This window comes from Methanofastidiosum sp. (assembly GCA_020854815.1).
Classification (GTDB): domain Archaea; phylum Methanobacteriota_B; class Thermococci; order Methanofastidiosales; family Methanofastidiosaceae; genus Methanofastidiosum.
Genome location: JAHKLW010000021.1, coordinates 16,414 through 36,133 on the forward strand (window position 1 = coordinate 16,414; position 19,720 = coordinate 36,133).

Sequence of the window (19,720 nt, forward strand, 5' to 3'; positions counted from 1 at the left end):
TCCTCCTTTTCAGGGAAATGCCCCCGGGAAACGGGGGCGGTTTAGTTAAACAAGGGCTGCTGTTCTTGAGGCTTCATTTATGTCGTCATCATCCAGTTTAGTGAACCAGTTCTTTCCCAGGTACTTGTTCAGGGCTGCGACAAGCAGGTTAATAGCCATAGGAACTACAATCGTGTAGACCCATTCAGGAATCTTGATGTTCTGTGCGTCCATAAGAGTTTTAAGCTGCAGAAGAGCGTTCTTCTGCTTATCCGGTACAAGGGTTCCCTCTTCAGTAGCCACAACGCTACCCTCTATCAGGATAATCACGTTCTGTATCCCAATCTTCAAGGTTGGCCACCACTTTGTGAATCCAAAAATCAGATCAAATAACATCAAAGCTTTGTCGACTATTTCCGCAAATGCCATATACACACCTCCTGTAATGCAGGAACTGCTACCTATTGTCCTCAGTTATGTCGTCCAATATATCGGCTTCATTTAGCTTGACCTCATCTTCAATAGCATCCTGCTCTGTTTTATTTTCCGATGACTTGTTGTTGCTTGCAGTCGCTTCCGATTTAGGTACAAACTCGAAAGGGCTAAACTCTGTCTGGGAGAGTTTTTTACATACTTCCGTGTACTTTGTCGCTTCTATTTCAATAAAACTGACTAAGTGGTAACAGCCTGTTTTGTCAAAGGTTCCGGTTTCCGAGCCCACAACTATGTTCGGGTGGCTATGAATCCAGGCGTACTTTGAGCGGTCGACCTCAAAAGCGAAGTCGAAAACCTCCACTCTGGGCAAGTATTTTTTACTTTCCGGGTTGGTCTTATACGTATTTACAATTGTGGCGGGTTTCCTGTTTACGGATTTCTTGTTCATCTGCTAACCCCCTATATCTGCTGACCGGTCTTGCGGCGTGGCGGGCGTCTTTCTGGTAAAGGTTCTGCCGGCTTTTCTTCCTCTGGAACCTCCGGTTTCTGTTCTTCTACATCCGGGCTCAATTGTTCAAACTGTCGAGGTGTTGGCAAAATACCTAGGAGTAAACTGTAGACTACAGGAAACTGCTCCTTTAAGGTCATAAGAGCGGCCTTGAAATCTGAAGGTGTTAGAGTTTGCATCCAGCCAAGAAATTCTTGCATACTGGGAGTTTCCAAAAGATCGTCCGGACTCGTAGACTCCATTAGAGCCTCCATAAGGAAGCCGGGTATCTCTTTATTGGAAATATCAATCGTTGAAGGCATTGCTTCAGTCTGAAGTGTGGCTTCAGCTCTTAGCTGAGCGAGCTGTTGCCATATTGTGTTTTCGGCAAGCAGCTGTGCATTTCGTTTAGCATCTTTCAGCATCTTGTTAAACTCGGTTTCCGGGTTTAAGCCGAGCTCTTCCATAAGAGTTTCATCGGATAACTTCTGTCTTCCATTAAGCTCCATATAGTATCTCTTGCGTTCGGCGTCATCTGCCATTTTGAACTCCTGCAAACCTACCTCCACTTCTGGCAGATCTTTTGTAAGGGAAATTCGCTTTGCCACTCTCTTAATTACTCTGGAGAGAAACCCCCGATAATTGATAAAGTGATTTTCGAGCATTCTTAGCGACACAGAAGATCCCGACCAACTAAGGCCTCCCTTTACGAATTCCTGAGGAACCTGTAATCCGGAGATAATCTCATTCTCCGTTATCTGGAGCTCCTGATGCACCATAAGGGGCCTGCCATCCCCACCAATAGAGTTTTGTTGCAAAGGTATGGGGAAAAAGGCTATTTCATTAGGATCATTACGCCACCTCTGAATCTGGGTTGCAAAACTGGAAGCCATATTGCCCATATTTGGAAATGCGGGCATTTGTGGTGGGTAGGGGGAGCCCTGTACCATAGCGGGGGTGAAGTATCTATACGGTTTGAGGTGGTCTGCTGCAATAAAGTCGTTAGCTTTTTTCAGTAAACCCATATGATACAGAGAATTAGCTATATGAAATACGGGAGGGATCCCCAGGCCATTTAGATCGTCGGCGTATGAAGGCCTTTTCAGAAAAATTATCTTGTCTTCGTTGAAACGTACAGCCGCTTTGTCCTGGAGCGCAACTTCAAGAAAGGTCTTAGGCACTTCCTTCAAGAACCTTGCCTTTGTTCTGATATCGTTAAGTACTTTTTTGGGTATGGTGTAAACGAAAGTGTGCCGCTCGGATAAAGGGTTGTATTCATCTTCTATGTACAGAGGATCCCATAAATGTAGTCTGAAATCGTTTGAAGTTGTTATCTTTTCTTCGGAGTAGTTTGCCTTTTGTTTTACCTTGCAGTTAGGACAGTAAATGTACAAGCTTTTTGAACGAATATCCCAGTTTGCCTTGTCCATATCGTCTGCAGGGTTCTGGTTCCCTTCGGGCTCAACAACACTCCCACAGACACTACAAGTGTAAGTACGCCTAAAGGGCTCATATAAGGTGGCGAATACTACCCCGAATATATAGTAGTTGATTCCTATTTCTACGAGGTTTTCCCGCAACTGCATCTCTTCAAAAACACTTTCGTAAGCTGCTTTTACTGCAGAGTTAGCGGTCTTTATCAGAAGAGAAGTTATTGGGTATTCCGCTTTCTTAAACACTATATCCGATACTAAAGGTTCCGTTGCGTAGAAGTATTTAGCATATCTAAGCAGCGTTTTGTAATCACTGGGTGTGTGCATAGCAGCCAGGTTAAAAAAAGGGTCACTAGCTTTTGTACGGTATCCTGAGTAGTATTCATTTAAGTTCATTGAAGCACCTCCAAGTCAACACACCTATATCGTACAGGTTTACAAAAAGTTATGCCGACAAAAAAATCAAGTAATTTTCTACACTTTGATTATATCTGCAGATGGTGACTAATAAAAGCATTTAGTTAACTGTATTTTGAAAAATATTGATTGTATTGGTATACATAACCAAGGTACCTAACTTAAACTCCAGGAGGTGTACAAATGGAAACCAGCACCGAAAATATTAATTGGAAGAAGGTAGGGAAGTGGGCTTTAATAGGTGGAGGTGTCGTAGGCGCTTTCGCTGCTATTGTTGGGGCTGCACTGGCAGTCGTCCACAAACCTGAAAGCGAAGAGGCTCAGGAAGAGGAGGGGGAAGGACAGGAGGGCTAGGCCCCTCCTGTTTATGTGGTTAGAGAGCCTTAAAATTGAAAGAACAGGGGCCTACACCTTGTTCTTTTATTCTTTATCCTTGATAGTTTTAAGAACAGTAGTACAAACACTGCAGAATAAACAACTTAAAACCCGCTTTTTAAGCCAATTTTGGGTAAAAAAAGGTATATATATTGGTATAAAACACATAGGAAAGAAAACCCCCTAAAGAAAAGATGTTGTTATCTGAGGGAGCCCCTGTGCTCCCTCTCTTTTTATGAGGGTTCTGGGAACAGAACCTTCATACGAGGAGGTGTAGAGATGACTACTGAAAAAATCAAGTCTATGAATTTTGTAGTTAAGACTATCGCTACATTAGTGATAGGTTTAACTACCACAATCGGTGCAGGGATAACCCTGCATCAGATCCGGAAGGGTGAAGATCCTTCTGGGTCTGGGAAGAACGGAGGGGTATGAGAATGCCAGCAACAGAGCAGGTAAAGAAAGTTAAAGAAGCCAAACCAAAAGCACCACAAAATTCTGTGAAGGAAGGAGGGACACCGGTGTCCCCAGAGAGAAAGGAAAAGGTAATTAAGGGACTCAAGGCAGCCGGACTTGTGGCTGCTGGATTTATTGGAGGAATCTTGGCCGGAAAGTTTGTAAAGGCCAGGAAGACGGCAACTGAGGTCGTGCCCTTCGACCTCAACGAGTAAAAGAATAAGAGGTGTGGGGCAACCCGCACCTCTTTCTCTTTTCCCGAGGCAAGCGTGTTGTTGCTTCGGGAAAGGAGGTTGTAATGAAAGTACTTATGAAGGTGATAATCAACAAACCCCGCCAAAACACGTCCCCGGTGGGGGATACTTCCAAAAGGAGGTAGGTATAATGTTCAAAGTAGTGGGTCTGAAGACCCTATACCAAGGCCCCAGCTTCCAGGAAGCTGAGGCCTTCTATGAGGAAGCAAGAGAGAAGCAGATGCCTGTTTCTCTCTTCATCCGGGATGTTCTTCATAAGCAATCGAAGAACCCCGGAAAGGCAAGGAAGAAGTGGGGCGTGTAGCCCCGCTTCTTTTTTTTTACCCTAGGGTATGTTAAAGAAAAGGTCTTTGGATATGTAGTGTTCTATCCTAAACATCTTCCTGCCTTCTTCAAGCATCTGGATCCTGGCAGCGAGAACGCCGTCTGTTGTCTCCTTGAAAGCACTTAAGGGATACTTTGCGCTGATAAACTTATCGGCTATCTTTCTCGCTCTTTCCTGCTCGGGTTTCAGTTTGGTACCGGAAGGTGTGGCAAAGATATATTCATCCAGAAAAGCGTAGTCCTTGGGAAATACGAGCCCCCCGCGAAACTTCCATACGGTGCCTATGTACCTCTTCACTTCTTCGGATAAACTGTCTTTAACGGCTATAGGAGCCAGTTTAATCGTAAGTAAGTCTAGGGTTAGTACCGTTTCAATAAAAGAAGGGGGTCTCTGCGTTTCGAGGTATTCCCCGTCAATGACTGTATTGGCCACCAGCTCAAAGACCTGCCACTCTGTTAGAGAGGGAATAGAACCTAAGGTAATGAAAGCGTGCAGCTTTTCTTTTACCTTAGGGTGTACTCTGTAGTTTCGTTGCCCTAATAGGTACTCCATAGTAGTTACAGGTTCTGAAACATCAAGACTGGCGCCTAGCAGCCTTTCGGCTTCCTGGATTATATACAAGGGGTTTATAAGGTTCGGCTCTTCAAACAACTCTTTGGGTGTAAAGTTCATCTTGTCTCACTTCCCTTATCCTTGTCTGCTTTACAATAAGGACATAAAAAATTACCTTCGCAATCTCGATAAGTCTTTGTAATGGGTACTGAGCAGCCACAAACATCGCAGGTTACCAGTCTTAATTTCTTTCCGCTAGCGTACTCCTCAAACTCTTCATAAGAACACGTGCCTTGTCTTTCTCTGGTACTCAAAAGCGCCCATACCCAGTTCAAAAAAATATAGGGTCGCTCCGGGAACAAAGGTGAAAACTTCTCTATAATCACCACGTCTTCACACACCCCGGATACAGGAATACCGACTACTGCGGGGTTCCCTCCATAACGGCCCCTGTGAACTGAACGGAGGGCTTTTATGTCCAGTATCTCTCCATCAGCGTTTCTGTAATACAGAGAACTCACGGTAATGACCTCCTAAAGTCTCACATAACAGCTGCAACAAGCTCCGTTATATTGGGAACTATGTGAGGTGCAAGAATTTTGTGGGCGACCATTCCAACTTTTTCCGGGGTTATCCTTCCGGTAGTGTCTGCAATTATTATATTGACGGAGTGTGGAAGCGCCCGCAGTTCTATAACAGGAGCACTAAGCATCTTCTATCCCTCCTGCATTTTTACAGTAAATCTCTGTTTGTACTCTGTAAAGTGTGTCCAGGAGGTGGCTTAAAGATTTTTTTATGTGCTCCAGCGGCGTTTTTAACGACAAGGGGAGCTGTTCACAACTGAGCATCCTAGCGATTTCGTTTATAGTTTCAGAAACCGTAACACATAGAACCATTGAAAGCAGTGTAACCCTCGGAGTAGAGGTCTCACTGACCTCCTGGTTTAGCCTTACACCACCCCAGGAATTTATATACTGTGTCAGCACCTGCTCCAGACGTTCAGATAAGCCCTCTAGTATTCCTGCTGCAAAAACCCCTAACTCAACGGCTCTTTTAGATTCCTTGCGGGATTGAAACTTCATTTCGTCTGACAACGCCTGCACTTTATCCTTTATTTCCGGATTGGCGATTGTAGTCGTGGGGTCATCGGTCTCTGACGGTACCACTATCATAAGAGTCTCTTCTCCCAGAGCACTGTCAGCTTCCGCTCCTGCATAGGAGTAGAGACCAGAGGCCAGTAGTCTTGGTACCTCAATACCGGCTATCAACACTTCGTACATCTTCCCGAAAACCACAGAATCACCTCCTGATAGAACCTTACCCTTTTCGTGAAAACTCTGCCGTTAAGCAGAACTCATAGAGATAGGTAAAGGCTATCGCTGGAAACCTCTTTTTGACGGGGACCAGCTTCCATTTGCGGTAAATAGGTACGCCTCTCCTTGAACTCTTCCTGCTTCCCATCATTCCAGTTCTTAATTGGTCTGTAGTAACCTGTGATCCTTGAATACACTTCGGTCTCGCTGCCACAATAAGGGCATTTGAAAACTTCACCGGTTAAATAGCCGTGATTAGAACACACAGAATACGTAGGGGAGATAGTAAAGTAGGGTATTCTGAAGTTAAGAGCTATCTTCTTTACTAAATCTCTGCAGGTCTCCCAATCAGAAACTTTTTCTCCAAGAAATGTATGAAAGACCGTACCCCCTGTGTATTTTGTCTGGAAGGCTTCCTGAAACTCCAACGCACTAAATATGTCTTCTGTATAGTTAACCGGTAAATGAGAAGAGTTAGTGTAATAAGGGGCACCCTCTCCTGCAGTAAAAATAGCAGGGTAAAGCTTCTTATCGATTCTAGCTAAGCGAAACGCTGTAGATTCTGCTGGGGTGGCTTCAAGGTTATAGAGGTTATCAGTTTCTTCCTGAAAGTCTGCTATCCTCTTTCTCATATGATCCAGTACACGAAGGCCAAAGTATCTTCCGGATTCACCATACAAAGGTTCAGCTATCCATTTCGCATTGAGACAAGCTTCGTTAAGCCCTACAAGACCAATTGTGGAAAAGTGGTTATCAAGGTTAGTTAAATACCTTCTGGTGTAGGGATACAATCCTTCTTCATATAGTTGAATTATGACCTTTCTCTTAATCTCGAGACTACGAGATGCAAGTTCCATAAGACGGTCTAGCTTCTTAAAAAACTCTTCTTCGTTTATGCTGGTAAATGCTATTCTTGGCAGGTTTAGAGTTACTACTCCAATAGATCCAGTAAATTCGTCGGAACCGAAGAGGCCTCCACCACGTCTGCGAAGCTCTCTCTTGTCCAACTGCAATCTACAACACATACTTCTTACATCATCGGGATTGAGGTCGGAGTTAACGAAGTTTTGAAAATAAGGAGTACCATACTTTGCAGTCATCTCAAACAATATGGGAACATTTTCGTTTTCCCAGTCAAAGTCCTTAGTTATGTTGTACGTGGGTATTGGGTATTGAAAACCCCTGCCTTTAGCATCTCCTTCCAGCATTATCTCTATAAAGGCACGGTTTACGATATCCATTTCTTTTTGGCAGGCACCGTACGTAAAGTTCTGAAGCTCACCTCCCACTATTGCGGCAACATTTCTAAGTCTCTCGGGCACTACCCAGTCCATCGTGACGTTGGTAAAAGGCGCCTGAGTACCCCATCTTGAAGGGGTGTTTACTCCGTATATGAAAGATTGTATAGCCTGCTTGGTTTCCTTAAATCCCAGATTGTCTGTCTTCACAAAGGGGGCAAGGTAGGTATCAAAAGATGAAAAGGCCTGGGCCCCGGCCCATTCGTTCTGCATTATGCCTAGAAAGTTAACCATTTGATTGGTAAGAGTGGATAGGTGCCTGGAGGGTGCTGACGTTATACGACCTTCTACCCCTCCCAAACCCTCCTTTATGAGTTGTTCCAGGGACCAGCCGGCGCAGTATCCGGACAACATAGAAAGGTCGTGTATGTGGAAATCTCCGTTCCTGTGAGCAGCCGCAATCTCTGGATCGTAAATTTCCTTAAGCCAGTAATTGGCCGTTAGGGTGCCACTACTGTGAAGTATCAGTCCACCCAGGGAGTAGTTTACTGTCGAATTTTCTTTTACCCTCCAGTCTGAACGGTCCAGATATGCTTCCATTGTCTGAGTGAAGTTAAGCATCGTGCTGTTCCAGTCCCTCAGTCTCGCCCTCTGCTGTCTGTAGAGAATATAGGCTTTGGCGACTGTTTCATATCCAAGTTCCATAAGAGTTGCCTCTACTGCGTCTTGTATTTCTTCTATTGCTACCAGCGGTTTCTTCAACTTAGCTGAAGCCCTTAATGCAATCTTCTCGAGAATCTCAACTGTTTGAGGTTTATTTGTAGCAAGGAAACCACGTTCAACGGCAGAAATAATCTTTTCAAGGGAGAAGGGCACTACATCTCCATTACGCTTAATAACTTTCAACATACACACACCTCCATAATGGTAAGAGAACCCGGTAAGAGAACCCCCGATTTGGGGGTTATTGTATGTTAGTCCCTTCTCCCGTGTTTGTGCAGGTGAAAAATTTAAGAAACATTGGTACTAATCATTTATGAGTGTGTATCTATTCCCCTGCTGTCTGGCACGTACTTTCCATCTGCAGAAAAGGTGTTGTTTTTTGTAAAGTAGGGTAATGTCCATTTACAGGAGGTGTTACTATGATGCTTTTACAGGTAACTGTAGAAACCAAAAAGTGCAGATATTTCTATGAATTTATTGACTTGCCTAAATCCGGCACATCAATGATTCTTACAAATGGAGAACAGGGTTCCACTGTTTTCTACAACGGAGACAGAGCGGTGGCTAAGGCCGAAGAGTTGTTCAAAGCAGCAAACGAAGCTATAGGCAAGGGTAGCTCTGTTTCTATTGTAGGTCCCAGCATACTAATCAAAACCCTTTCCAACGTCTTTTTCACCTTTACCCTAGGGAAAGCGCACAACTCTATATTTAAAGAATTCGTGGAGCTCTACGAAAAAGCCAGAAAGGCTACCTATAGAGTTCCCGGGGAAGAGGAGGTCTGGGAGCCCTTCGATATTTTTGAAGAAGAAGATACTGGTGCAATAGAAACACTGATCATAGTATCCAAAGGGTTTCCAGGACGGATATGATGTATATCTGTGCCTTTTTCAAGTACCTGCTCTACCTTTTACGGCACAAATACTACGTCTTTGTAGAGTGTTGTAAAGCAGGGATTCCCTGGAGGGGGTTTACACACGACTTTTCTAAGTTCTTACCTTCGGAGTTCTTTCCCTATATGAAGCACTTCTATATCCGAAAGAACAAAGTGATAGCTGGAGGTTACATAAAGCAGGCAGATACAGTACAAGATCCCGCTTTTGATAAGGCGTGGCAACTACACATAAAGAGAAATCCCCACCACTGGCAGTACTGGGTTACCACAAGTGAGCAAGGGGTTGCTCGCACCCCAAAAGTTTCTCCTATGCCGGACTGTTATTGGAAAGAAATGATAGCGGATTGGAGGGGCGCAGGCAGGGCTCAAGGTTATGGAGACAACACCCTCGAGTGGTATGAGAAACACAAGGATTCAATGTTACTCCATCCAGAAACTAGGGGCAATGTGGAGGCCGAGCTGCTACTCATTAGGAGGTAAGAAATGGTACTAGGTCTGATTCTGTACACGATAGGAATGCTTTGTTTTGTACTGTACCTTGTACTTTGGTTGTACAAGGAGTGGGAATCCGTGATGATAAAAGACACTGTGCTGAAAATAATTGTCATAGGAGCGATTTTATCACTATTATGGCCCATAACAATAATCACAATTTTAGCTAGGAGGTTACTTCTTTGACACTGAATGAATATCACAGATTGGCTTACAGAACAGCTAGAGAAAGAGAATCTGGGGAGAGGGCTCTGCTTGTAGCGGCACTCGGCCTCGCAGGTGAGTCAGGAGAATTTGCAGAACTGGTGAAGAAACATTTGTTCCACGACCACCCCTTCGACAGGGACAAAGCAATTAAAGAGGTAGGCGACGTCTTGTGGTATGTGGCGCAGGCTTGCACAGCTCTAGGCATTCAACTGGAAGAAGTTGCCGAAAAGAACATCAATAAACTGAAGGAACGCTACCCGGAAGGTTTCACTTCTGAAAGGAGTATACATAGAAACGTATGATAAAACGTAAGTGTGATAAATGTGGAAAGTATTCGTACAGCAGTGTTGAGGGCTCCTCCTGGAAGTGTGCTTATTGTGGGGAGATTCTTAGTCCCGATAAGAACTCTATTCCTCTTCCTGGGGCTAAATGTTGTGAAACTAAAGGAGAGGGCAGCGCCTATGAGGACACAACACCTGATCCCTCCCCAAGAAAACCCCATTTCTCTCCCCAAGAAACCCCCGTTTCCCTCCCCAAGAAAACCCCGTTTCCCTCCCAAGGAAGGGGAAACCTACAGTGTCTGTAGATAACCGACAACACAGCTTATCTGCCGGTTTTTTCTGATTGAAGGAGGTTCTTATGGACAAAAAACAGGCATATGAACTCATAGAGAAACAGATAAAGGAAATAGTTTCTGAAGTCGAAAAAGAGCTCCTTGAGAGGTCTAAGCACGTCCTTAGTTCTGGAGGAGTATCGGAAGAGGATCTTGAAAAGTTTCTGGGAGAGCGGGGGGATAGCTATGCTTTAACAAAAGCAATCATAAACTCCTGGTTTAATGATAAAACCTATGAACCCCCCAAACACCTGACAGAGTATGTGGAGATGTTCAAGAAGGTAGATTATGCGTAGAGAGTGTTTTCTTTTATAAGCTGACGGCAGGGTCTCCCTGCCGCTTGTTACTATTGTTCTGGGGATGATAAGGTTTCGACGGGGCTTGGAAATCTATGCAGCACGCCATCGGGCTTCCGGATGTAACAGGGAGCAACCCAGAAATGCCGATCCATTGCCAATGGTAGCTTAGCTGCCACCCGCCCGTGAACTTAGCCTTTTTATAGCGGACAGCGGGTCATAGAAAAGGTCCTTGGGCAGAGGTACTGCCCACACAATGTACTTCCCGTCAAAAGGTCGCCCGCCTAAGGGCTAAGCGTGTAGAAACATAGATGGAAATAGCTTCGGACCCGGGTTCGACTCCCGGCATCTCCACCAGTTTGCAGCAGGCAAGCGTTATTGGCAAGGGTGTCCCAATAGGGCACCCATTTTTTTTAAGAAGGCGATGAGGGTGCGCTATTTGCTAAATAAACTGTCAGATCTATTGTCGTTTCCATACCACTATGGTTACCACGCAACTCGAAAACCCTCACACAAGAAATGAGAGCACAAACTCCGAATCTGGCCTTATTCAACGATGTGCGAGAGTATAATCACCTTATCGATACACACCGTAGAGTTCCATATTGAAAGCCGACAGAAGGAAATTGATTGCCTAAAGGAGGGGAAGAGGATGACTAAGAAAAAACTGATTCAACTGATTCGCGAGGAGAGAAAAAATTGGGACAATGAAGAACTCGAACCGGCCATTGTCGCTGTACTTGATAGAGAAGATGGGTGGACGGCAGCCTATAAAACGATCCCCAAAGCGTGGCTTGATGAAAACAAAGAAGAAATAGAAGGCTACGTTCGGTTTATGGAGACGCTGATTCCTTCGATAGATGGGCAGTTATGCTCTGGCTATTCGAGGAGTTTGGCGAGGAGTACACCACGCTTTAAGAGGAGGGATAAGGTATGACAGAGAGAGAAGCAATAAATTTCCTATTAAAAACGGTACACAGAACCGCATTAGAGAGTATTGACGAGCATTCCAGGCAAAGGGCATATGCAATCCTGGAAGGGTTTGGCCACAGCTACCTCAGAGATGGGGGTAAGGTTTTACACAACCGAATAAAGCAGATGGCAGATGATGGCCTTCTGGTTGTTTATGACTATAGGTATGATAAAGAGACTGTGGGGAAGGAAGATAAAGCAATCTACCGGCTCATTGTCGCAGGACCTTTAGATACTTACGCTTTATGGATTATTACAGATGATGCACAAGACGACTTTCAAGTCTGGTCTATTGACGGGGCGGCCTAAGACGAGGAGTACACCACGCTTTAAGAGGAGAAAAGGGCCGAACTGCACAAGCAAATACAGGAACTGTTCAGCCCTTCCATCTATCCCTACCTCTGGGGATAACACACCAACAACAGCAAGGACCTTGTTTTCTAACAGAACAATGGGCAATTATTAAGGACATTGCCGAAGGTTCTGTTGTTGGGTGCTGCCTACGTTTTTTGTAAAAAGTAACATATTTGATAAAATACTGTGGGAGGTGTAAGTAGTGGAATTATTTTCATTTTCGAAGACTGGAATCGAGGATTTAGACCTTTTCCTGGAAGCTATGATAAAACCCACAAAGTTTCTAGGATGCAAACATTACGGCTGTCCCCTATCACAAATACTTACAGAAAAGGGAAAAGACTTCAAAAAAAGAGAGTGGTTTTATGAGTACACTACATCCCCGACAGATACAATACCTGACCGTATAGACGACGCCCTGGCCCAAACGCTTTTGGTAAAACTTTTGCACATTCGTTACACCTATAGAAATGAGGAGAACATTAGAATTTCTGCAATAGAAGTAGTGGGAGGCCCAGATGTCCCCGTTTATTTCTTTGGAAAATCCGTATCTCAGGGAGAATACCTTTTGTTACGTATGCTGCTGGGCATACACAGACTGGCGGTAGATCCGAATGAGGGAATAGAAAACCTGTACGACGCTTTTAAGGCATACTATACCCAGCAGTGGGTCAGGCTGGCTGACAAGAACGGCTTGGGGCACATAATAAACGGAATACTTAGAAAAAATATGGAGGGATAAGAATGGAACTAATACCGCTAAAAAAGACGGGCATTAATGAAATTGACGAGTTTTTTGAAGCCTTAATGAAGAAAATCCCTTTTAGTGGGTTTTTGAGAGTTTCACAACCTTTTCGTCAGACTCTAATGAACAATGGAACAGACTTTGACGAAGAATCCTGGGAATCTGAGTACACTACACGGGAGGTTATACCCGACAATCTGACTAAACCCGAAGAGATAAAGACGTATGTAGAACAGATAACCTTCGTCGTTTACTACTACGAAGAAGACGGAAGGCCTAAGTCCGCTGTAGAAGTTTTTGGGGAGGATTGCAGCGAAGAAGGAATGTTCTACAACATCTACCTTTTCGATACCCATATATCAAGAAGTAAGTTCTTTCTATTCAAAAGACTATTAGAAATGCAGAGACTTGCGGCAGTTCCCGACAATGAGATAAAGACTCTCTATGACTTGTTTATTGAAATGGAAACTGCGGAATTAGCAAAGAGGAGGATGAAAAACGGCCTTGCTCGCATCATCTTTTCGACCCTAAAGACACCGAAGTACCCACATATGCAACCGATCAACGCTCAGGCCCTTGCAAAGATAAAAGCATTTCTGACCGACACCAGTCCAGCTGGCAATAACATTCCTCTAAACTGTACAGAACGCTCCGGATGGACACTCTTCAGAATACCCAGTTTCCCCAACCCTATGGTTTACGCAGAGGGGGTTTACTGTGGATTTGCGGGGAAGGAAAAACTGTTTGAAATAGAGGGGGAAGAGTTTGTTGAAGTAAAGTCTTTTTACTCCAAGGGAAACCCCGAAGACTTCTACGTAGAAATTAAGGGTCGTATGGGAGGCTGATACGAACTAGAAAAGCTTTTCTATATTCCTTGGGAATATGAACCATAAGAAGGTTAAAAAATGAGAATGAGATTATTAGATGAGTGCTGAGGAAGACTTGGTAAGTTGCTGTATAAGGAAGAAACAGATACTGTAAAACACTTACCCGTTTTTCCGTGACACGATAAAGCGTAGCGGCACTTGTGGAACACCCCCGAACCCTATACCCGCATACTGCAGATTACTCCTGATAATGGGGAGGTAGTTGTGCTTTCCCACAATGAGTTCAAAAAAGGACCTCCCCCAAAGGGAACATATGTCTTGTTTGAGGATAAGGGCGAAACCGGAAACAAGGTTTTCCAACTTTACTCCAATTAACTTCCACTCTTTCCTAGCTAACAAGCGTTCCGGTTCCTGTGTTTTACGCATAAACAAAAAGATCTATAGCCAAACACACAACGGCCGAGTAGCTCTCTGAGATTCGACCGTTTTTTTGTGTAATACTATGCTTTCAATCGCTTCCGTTAATCTTATCACCCAAGGGTTACGTATTTCGTACCGGTACGCTTTAATTATGCGGTTCCTTAGTATAACAGTACGCATTTGGTACCGTACGCAAAACGTACCCTCTTCTCTAAAAACCAAGCAAAATCTTTGGTATAAAGCATTTAATAGCAAACTCAACGGCGGACCCTTTCTCTCCTATGCTAGTCTTTGCGTGAGAATAGCCCAAATGTGGGGCTGTTCAATTCGTGCGAAGGAGCGTGTGTGATGGAAGAGAAGAAGGATCGTCTCAGCATTATGACGAGGTTGAACAACATCGTGCTTTTGTTGAGACAGGCAGCCTCTACAAAAGGGATCTGTTCCGCCTACATCGACAACCACTTTGAGATCAAGTACAGACAGGATTCGGTCAAGGAACACCTGGAGCGGTGGTTGGAGATGGGAAACAAGCCTGCCAACGGAATGAAGGACTACGAGATTTTGGGAACGATATTTGATGAAGTGGATCTCGTTCTTAATATCGAGAAATTGTGTAAGTTTGCGTTCAAAGGTGACTGGTACCTGGTCTATACAGACATTCTTCAGTATTTTATGAGGCTGAAGAACGAAGACGTTGAACTGATAATCAGAGCCTAAGGAGAGAGTAGACAGTGGGGAGACTGAAAGAGACGGATCTTGCCGCTCCTATCACGGAGCACCTGGAGGCCTGTGGTTGGGACGTGTACAAAGAAGTCCCCTGTGGTTCGGGGGTTGCCGATATCCTGGCGGTAAAGGACAACAAAATCTGGGTGGTCGAGCTGAAACGATGTCTATCACTGCAGCTCCTAGACCAGGCAATTGACCGTCACTTTAAGACCCACTACGTCTCCATTGCTGTACCTATGCCGAAGACCTCGAAACCTGCCATAACCAGCATTGCCGTGAATACGGTACTTAACTCATACGGTATCGGGGTCTTTATGGTAAAGACCGGCAGGAGTCAAGTAATAGAGGTTCGTAAGCCAGACCTCTTCAGGGATGTTCGGGATAAGACTATCAAGAAACTCCTTGCGAGTTTGCATCCCAAGATGAAGAAAAACATTGCAGGCTCTACTGCAGGCAACCGCTGGACTCCGTGGAAAGAATGGAGAACCAACGTACAAAGGATAGTGAAAGCAAATCCAGGCATCTCCCCCAAGGAGATGGTAGCTAGGCTGCCGACCCTGGCTCCTTATAGAAAAAGTAAGAACGCTATGGATGCAGCCGTGTACTATGCCCGTAACGGTCTGCTGGGAGATGTTGTGGTACGAAAAGTTAAAGGAAGATTGAAGCTGTATTTGATACATATGCATCTGCTCTGTGGCGGAATTGGTAGACGCTATCGTGGCCGATAGGTTAGAACGTTAAAGGTTCAGCTGGAAGTTTACGTCGTCCAGCTCGGAGCTCGGTGAGTGAACACCGTAAAAAACTCGCTAGAACGTTATACTCCGAACGTTCGTGCAGGTTCAAATCCTGCCAGAGCAGACAGGTCCCTTTTTAGGGGGGCAGAACAGAAGGATGGTAACCCTGTATCTGGGAGACTACAGGTACTGCAAAAGACTCACCTCCCTTGAGCCCGCATTATAGCGACTCCCGGATATCCCGGACCAAGGAGTCCGTGGATCCTATCCTCCTTGTATTTGTGGGGTGGCTCCCCAGGGAAAGATCAGCCAAAGGGCTACTACTTAGGTGGTAGCCCTATTACTTTTCAACGGCAGAGATGTGTCGAAATTAGCTATAACTAACCTGAAGGAGGTGCGACACTTTGGAAAACACTACAATTACACCTGTAAGAAACAACAACCTGGAAGCTATAAAAAGGAAGGAAATGAATAGACGCCTGCTAATTGCACTTCTACTTCCCTTCTTCGCAGCCTATGACAAGGAGAAAAAGGAAAAGAGGCCCCCTTGTGGAAAAACAGACCTGACTTCGATATTTGTACCTGTTATCACAGTAACCAAAGGCAGAAGAGTGTTCTCAAACAACCTGGTAAAAAGAATGGATCGTCAGGAGGCTTTTGAACATCCTAACTACAGCAAGAGGTTTCAACCCTATTGGGGAGAGGAGTGACCTTTTATGATTTACAGAGCTAGTAACGGTTTTATCTTTGACCTCAACAAGTACTCTAAGCTCTACTTTGACCATATAGGGTTTGAAAATTACATTCAAATCTATGGAGAGATCAATGAACACTTATCTCACGTAATCGAAGGGATAAGTTTCCCTTCTCACGAAGGGGACGAATTGAATAACAAACAGGCTGTAAAAGAAGGTTTAAGGTTTACAGCGTGGCTATATGATATGGTCAAAAGCGGAGCGCCTGCTGGCTGCTGGAACGATTTTCAGCACTATTCAGCCAAGCTGCCTCCCCTAGAAGTAGGTAGTGATGTTAGTGATTAGCATACCCGAAGCTGTTAATAAAATAGCCGACAACCTAAAGCCTTGGGGAAGATCCTTTCTATTGGAGCGCCTGCGCAACAACGACTGGACCGGTTACGACAAGAAAATTGCCTATGCCCTACTGAAGGGAAACGAAAAAAGCCTGAACAGAGTGGGGATAGCTTTTGAGGATATTGAAAATCCTCCCTCTACCTGGAGACCAGACAGAAAGAGAGTGGATCTCTATGGTACTGGGCTTTGCATATCATTTGACTATGATGCCGATTTCATAAAAGAGCTTAAAGAAAACCTACTAGGCGCCAGGTGGGTTCCCGGAGAAAAGGTCTGGGCTTTTCCCATTACGGAGCACAACGTCGATTATCTGTTAGAGATATCCCGCTACGATACGGCCCTTACACAAGAAGCCCTTATGATGATAGCAGCAAGGGAAGAAATGCTTGACCTCTGGGTACAGGCAAGCTGTGCGACAGACGCAGATATAAAGCTAAAACCGGGATTTGGTCTCGAATTGCTGCCTTTTCAGAGGGCCGGTGTTAAATATGCAGTTAGCTCAAAATCCTGCATAATAGCTGATCAGATGGGTACTGGTAAGACTATCCAGTCATTAGCAGCGATACATCAGTTACAAGCATTTCCTTTAATAGTTGTGTGCCCAGCATCTCTGAAGATCAACTGGTTAAGAGAAGTAGAAAGAGCCTTGCCCACGAGAACGGTTAGTATTTGGAGCACGACTAAACCTTGTCCGAAAACCAGCGTCGTGGTTATAAACTACGACATTCTTAAGAAGAAGAAAAAGGAATTATTGGCCCTTAACGCTCAGGGAATCATTTTTGACGAGTCCCACTATCTCAAGAACTATAAAGCCCAAAGAACAAAGGCTGCAAAAGAGATAGCGTGGAAGATCCGGCACAAGTTTGCCTTATCCGGTACGCCTATTCTCAGCAGACCAATAGAGCTGGTCTCTCAACTAGCGATAATAGACAGACTGGAGCATATGGGTGGTTTCTGGCCCTACCTTAACAATTACTGTGCAACTTACCTCGACAATCCCTACTTTGACCCGGAAACGGGTGAACAACAGGATGTTGTCTACACAGGTGCTCGAAATCTTGAACAGCTGAACCGACAGCTTAGAGGAACGTGTTTTGTGAGAAGGACAAAGGCCGAGGTTCTTAAGGACCTCCCACCCAAGAGAATCGCCGTGGTTCCACTGGAAGTTACCGAGAATAAGTACAGAAAACTAGAAGATGACTTCCTGTACCAGATAGACGAAATAGAAGGAAACGAAGAGATAACAAGCAACGAGAAATTCTCCCTGTCACTCACCGAGATATCGAAGCTAAAACAAGAGACTTTGAAACTGAAAATGCCTCTTGTCTACGATTGGATAGACTCAGTGCTGGACTCAGACGAAAAGTTACTGGTATTTGTTTGGCATAAGCTGGGAGCCGAACTTCTCAGAGCTAAATATGATGTACCTGTAATCAACGGAGACACCCCTATGGAGAAACGCCAGGAGTATGTGGATCAGTTCCAGACAGATCCCAAGTGCAAGATGCTGGTGATGTCCATAAAAGCCGGAGGGGTGGGGCTAAATCTTACAGCGGCTTCTAACGTAGCTTTCCTGGAACTCGGCTGGACTCCTGCAGATCACGAACAAGCCGAGGATAGGGCTCATAGAATAGGGCAACTGAATCCCGTTAACGTCTGGTACTTGCTGGGAGCAAACACCGTTGACGAAATGGTGTGGAACGTCCTCAAGAACAAACAGAGGATTGTTTCTAAAGCAACCGATGGCGATATGCGTACGGTTGCAAGACAGGTAATTTCGGAAATAAGAAAGAAAAGACAAAAAACTACAGAGGCCATACAGGCCAAGTTATTTTAAGGAGGTAATTCGATGAGAAAAAAAGGATTTTCACTGGTGGAACTACTGATAGTGTTGGCTGTCATAGCAGCCCTGATCGCCACGATTACACCTGTGGCACTGAATGCGGTGAAAAAGGCACACACCACCATCATGGTTCAGTACATCTCGACACTGGCCAAAGCGGTACAAAACGCTGCTCTAATAAACGGTACTGGAAATAAGGAAGGCACTCCTATGATCTTACGTGGAGAAGACCTCTTCCTCGAGAATCCTGAGGATATCAAACACTTGGGTCGGGACGTGGACCCAAAACACTACGGTATCTGGTACTCCATCCAGAAAGGCCTCGTTTATGTTGGAGTATTTTCCAACGACCCTTGTGACCCAAAGATAGCAAAAGAAATGCTATCTACAGCTGAATACGTGGAAGATCCTGAGACCGGCCATCCACTAAAAGATTATTTTATGGATTATCAGGATAACCTGGTGAAGCTGGGTGACTTGGATTCAAGCGAGCTCCCAATGCTCGTGTATCTGTACAAATTTGACGTTTATTGATTGATCTCACCCCCGGGCACCCAACTTAACAGGTACGTTAAGTTAGGTGCTCTCTATTGAGAAAGGAGGACTTCAATGCCCGTAAAGGAAATTCCAAAAGATTGGCTTACCTTGTTTTCCAAGAATGCCTATATCCTTATACCAGTAGAAATGGAAGAATACATACCACCCATCGCTGAGGTAAGTTTTCTACCTGCGGAAAAGATGATGCTCTGGGTTAAGCTGTTTAGCCCCGTAAGTAACTGGACCTGGTATGTGGCAGCATATGATCCTGAAAACAGAGTTGCCTTCGGCTACGTGGAAGGCTTTGAAAACGAATGGGGTGACTTCTCCATCGAGGAGCTTGAAACAACGTCACTTGCTTTTGGACTGAAGATAGAGAGAGACCTCTTGTTTACCCCAAAATTATTCTCCAAACTGAAGGAGGGTTCTCAGTGATTAGGGAACAGACAAAACTATACAAAGCCTTTTGTGAGGCTGCTGACTTAGATCCCGACAGAGCTGTAGAGTTTCTGGAGTCAAAGCACTCGGAACTGGGGGTAAGGTCCATTAACGAGTGGCTAGAAATTGTAAACAAGTACTCAACGGCTTCCGCAATCTTCGGCGATGCTGTTGCGGGAGCACTTTTTCCCCAGATAAAAGGACCCTTTGATATTGAGGAGACCGATACTGTACTAATAAACATTATGCAGGAATACGTCGATCTCATCAAAAAAGAGATTGAGGATGAATCGTGAAGATTAACGGTGTGGAATTACAGTTGATTGAGACCGGATTAACTAGCGTACGAAACAACTGCAGAAAGCGAGCTGCCACAAAACGCCGTAACCAAGACATCTTCAGGACCCGGTATGGTATTACAAACCCTCCAGTCAAATACCCCACGGCTAAAGCCGGGGGCTTGTAAAAGCCCTATTTGACTAGCCTAAGTGTTTTGAGCACTACGTTACCGGCAAATGTATAGGCACCGTAGGATGCGATCCCAAG

At 44.8% G+C, this 19,720-nt stretch carries 28 protein-coding genes, 1 other RNA gene and 1 pseudogene; 22 read left to right on the top strand and 8 right to left on the bottom strand.

The window, feature by feature from the left end; all coding sequences use genetic code 11:
- Positions 1–45: 45 nt before the first annotated feature.
- From KO464_02250 to KO464_02260, 3 genes are read right to left on the bottom strand one after another with little or no spacing between them, the layout of a single operon-like run.
- Positions 46–408 (bottom strand): hypothetical protein, encoded by a 363-nt coding sequence (locus KO464_02250; GenBank protein ID MCC7572194.1) that lies wholly within the window; start codon positions 406–408, stop codon positions 46–48.
- A 28-nt stretch (positions 409–436) separates the two neighbouring features.
- Positions 437–862 carry a hypothetical protein gene (locus KO464_02255; GenBank protein ID MCC7572195.1) on the bottom strand — a complete coding sequence of 142 codons (426 nt, stop codon included), beginning with the start codon at positions 860–862 and terminating at the stop codon, positions 437–439.
- 11 nt (positions 863–873) lie between these two features.
- Positions 874–2,730 (bottom strand): hypothetical protein, encoded by a 1,857-nt coding sequence (locus tag KO464_02260; protein MCC7572196.1) that lies wholly within the window; start codon positions 2,728–2,730, stop codon positions 874–876.
- Between the two features lie 204 nt (positions 2,731–2,934).
- Here KO464_02260 and KO464_02265 point away from each other — a divergent pair, with 204 nt between their 5' ends.
- The 4 genes from KO464_02265 to KO464_02280 all read left to right on the top strand — a co-directional run bounded on the left by KO464_02265 (position 2,935) and on the right by KO464_02280 (position 4,140).
- Positions 2,935–3,105, top strand: coding sequence for a hypothetical protein (locus tag KO464_02265; GenBank protein ID MCC7572197.1), 171 nt, complete (start codon positions 2,935–2,937; stop codon positions 3,103–3,105).
- A gap of 300 nt (positions 3,106–3,405) precedes the next feature.
- Positions 3,406–3,561, top strand: coding sequence for a hypothetical protein (locus KO464_02270; GenBank protein ID MCC7572198.1), 156 nt, complete (start codon positions 3,406–3,408; stop codon positions 3,559–3,561).
- Between the two features lie 2 nt (positions 3,562–3,563).
- Positions 3,564–3,797: a hypothetical protein gene (locus KO464_02275; protein ID MCC7572199.1), complete on the top strand. Its 234-nt coding sequence runs from the start codon at positions 3,564–3,566 to the stop codon at positions 3,795–3,797.
- Positions 3,798–3,966: 169 nt separating this feature from the next.
- Entirely contained in the window at positions 3,967–4,140 is a 174-nt protein-coding gene (locus tag KO464_02280; protein MCC7572200.1) for a hypothetical protein, read from the top strand.
- 21 nt (positions 4,141–4,161) lie between these two features.
- Here KO464_02280 and KO464_02285 read toward each other — a convergent pair whose 3' ends face one another.
- From KO464_02285 to KO464_02305, 5 genes are all read right to left on the bottom strand, one after another.
- A complete protein-coding gene (locus KO464_02285; protein MCC7572201.1) occupies positions 4,162–4,833 on the bottom strand; it encodes a hypothetical protein in 672 nt (223 codons plus the stop codon).
- Positions 4,830–5,099, bottom strand: a complete 270-nt coding sequence (locus KO464_02290) for a hypothetical protein (protein ID MCC7572202.1) — start codon at positions 5,097–5,099, stop codon at positions 4,830–4,832. The genes KO464_02285 and KO464_02290 overlap by 4 nt, the downstream gene beginning before the upstream one ends.
- Positions 5,100–5,254: 155 nt before the next feature.
- Positions 5,255–5,425 (bottom strand): hypothetical protein, encoded by a 171-nt coding sequence (locus KO464_02295; GenBank protein ID MCC7572203.1) that lies wholly within the window; start codon positions 5,423–5,425, stop codon positions 5,255–5,257.
- On the bottom strand, positions 5,418–6,008 hold the full coding sequence (locus KO464_02300; protein MCC7572204.1) for a hypothetical protein: 591 nt from the start codon (positions 6,006–6,008) through the stop codon (positions 5,418–5,420). Before KO464_02300 ends, KO464_02295 begins: the two co-directional genes overlap by 8 nt.
- Positions 6,009–6,067: 59 nt before the next feature.
- Positions 6,068–8,173 carry a ribonucleoside triphosphate reductase gene (locus KO464_02305; protein ID MCC7572205.1) on the bottom strand — a complete coding sequence of 702 codons (2,106 nt, stop codon included), beginning with the start codon at positions 8,171–8,173 and terminating at the stop codon, positions 6,068–6,070.
- A 233-nt stretch (positions 8,174–8,406) separates the two neighbouring features.
- Here KO464_02305 and KO464_02310 point away from each other — a divergent pair, with 233 nt between their 5' ends.
- The 18 genes and pseudogenes from KO464_02310 (at position 8,407) to KO464_02395 (ending at position 19,470) form a co-directional block, all read left to right on the top strand.
- Positions 8,407–8,856: a hypothetical protein gene (locus tag KO464_02310; protein ID MCC7572206.1), complete on the top strand. Its 450-nt coding sequence runs from the start codon at positions 8,407–8,409 to the stop codon at positions 8,854–8,856.
- On the top strand, positions 8,853–9,359 hold the full coding sequence (locus KO464_02315) for a hypothetical protein (protein MCC7572207.1): 507 nt from the start codon (positions 8,853–8,855) through the stop codon (positions 9,357–9,359). The genes KO464_02310 and KO464_02315 overlap by 4 nt, the downstream gene beginning before the upstream one ends.
- A gap of 194 nt (positions 9,360–9,553) precedes the next feature.
- Positions 9,554–9,880, top strand: a complete 327-nt coding sequence (locus KO464_02320; GenBank protein MCC7572208.1) for a nucleoside triphosphate pyrophosphohydrolase family protein — start codon at positions 9,554–9,556, stop codon at positions 9,878–9,880.
- Positions 9,877–10,164, top strand: a complete 288-nt coding sequence (locus KO464_02325) for a hypothetical protein (GenBank protein MCC7572209.1) — start codon at positions 9,877–9,879, stop codon at positions 10,162–10,164. The genes KO464_02320 and KO464_02325 overlap by 4 nt, the downstream gene beginning before the upstream one ends.
- Positions 10,165–10,217: 53 nt before the next feature.
- Entirely contained in the window at positions 10,218–10,487 is a 270-nt protein-coding gene (locus KO464_02330) for a hypothetical protein (protein ID MCC7572210.1), read from the top strand.
- 60 nt (positions 10,488–10,547) lie between these two features.
- Positions 10,548–10,844, top strand: a transfer-messenger RNA (tmRNA) gene (gene ssrA / locus KO464_02335).
- Between the two features lie 295 nt (positions 10,845–11,139).
- Positions 11,140–11,424 carry a hypothetical protein gene (locus KO464_02340; protein ID MCC7572211.1) on the top strand — a complete coding sequence of 95 codons (285 nt, stop codon included), beginning with the start codon at positions 11,140–11,142 and terminating at the stop codon, positions 11,422–11,424.
- A complete protein-coding gene (locus tag KO464_02345; protein ID MCC7572212.1) occupies positions 11,421–11,768 on the top strand; it encodes a hypothetical protein in 348 nt (115 codons plus the stop codon). The genes KO464_02340 and KO464_02345 overlap by 4 nt, the downstream gene beginning before the upstream one ends.
- A 247-nt stretch (positions 11,769–12,015) precedes the next feature.
- Positions 12,016–12,555 (top strand): hypothetical protein, encoded by a 540-nt coding sequence (locus KO464_02350; protein MCC7572213.1) that lies wholly within the window; start codon positions 12,016–12,018, stop codon positions 12,553–12,555.
- Positions 12,556–12,557: 2 nt separating this feature from the next.
- Positions 12,558–13,403, top strand: coding sequence for a hypothetical protein (locus KO464_02355; protein MCC7572214.1), 846 nt, complete (start codon positions 12,558–12,560; stop codon positions 13,401–13,403).
- 750 nt (positions 13,404–14,153) lie between these two features.
- Positions 14,154–14,522 (top strand): hypothetical protein, encoded by a 369-nt coding sequence (locus KO464_02360; protein ID MCC7572215.1) that lies wholly within the window; start codon positions 14,154–14,156, stop codon positions 14,520–14,522.
- A 14-nt stretch (positions 14,523–14,536) separates the two neighbouring features.
- The gene (locus KO464_02365; GenBank protein ID MCC7572216.1) at positions 14,537–15,259 is read left to right on the top strand and encodes a hypothetical protein; all 723 of its coding nucleotides are present in this window, start codon (positions 14,537–14,539) and stop codon (positions 15,257–15,259) included.
- A gap of 410 nt (positions 15,260–15,669) precedes the next feature.
- Positions 15,670–15,975 (top strand): hypothetical protein, encoded by a 306-nt coding sequence (locus KO464_02370; GenBank protein ID MCC7572217.1) that lies wholly within the window; start codon positions 15,670–15,672, stop codon positions 15,973–15,975.
- A gap of 6 nt (positions 15,976–15,981) precedes the next feature.
- Positions 15,982–16,305: a hypothetical protein gene (locus tag KO464_02375; protein ID MCC7572218.1), complete on the top strand. Its 324-nt coding sequence runs from the start codon at positions 15,982–15,984 to the stop codon at positions 16,303–16,305.
- On the top strand, positions 16,298–18,193 hold the full coding sequence (locus KO464_02380) for a DEAD/DEAH box helicase (GenBank protein MCC7572219.1): 1,896 nt from the start codon (positions 16,298–16,300) through the stop codon (positions 18,191–18,193). The genes KO464_02375 and KO464_02380 overlap by 8 nt, the downstream gene beginning before the upstream one ends.
- Before the next feature lie 12 nt (positions 18,194–18,205).
- Positions 18,206–18,313 (top strand): annotated as a pseudogene (locus KO464_02385) (type II secretion system GspH family protein).
- 495 nt (positions 18,314–18,808) lie between these two features.
- The gene (locus KO464_02390; protein ID MCC7572220.1) at positions 18,809–19,171 is read left to right on the top strand and encodes a DUF2958 domain-containing protein; all 363 of its coding nucleotides are present in this window, start codon (positions 18,809–18,811) and stop codon (positions 19,169–19,171) included.
- Positions 19,168–19,470, top strand: a complete 303-nt coding sequence (locus KO464_02395; GenBank protein MCC7572221.1) for a hypothetical protein — start codon at positions 19,168–19,170, stop codon at positions 19,468–19,470. Before KO464_02390 ends, KO464_02395 begins: the two co-directional genes overlap by 4 nt.
- Positions 19,471–19,720 lie beyond the last annotated feature (250 nt).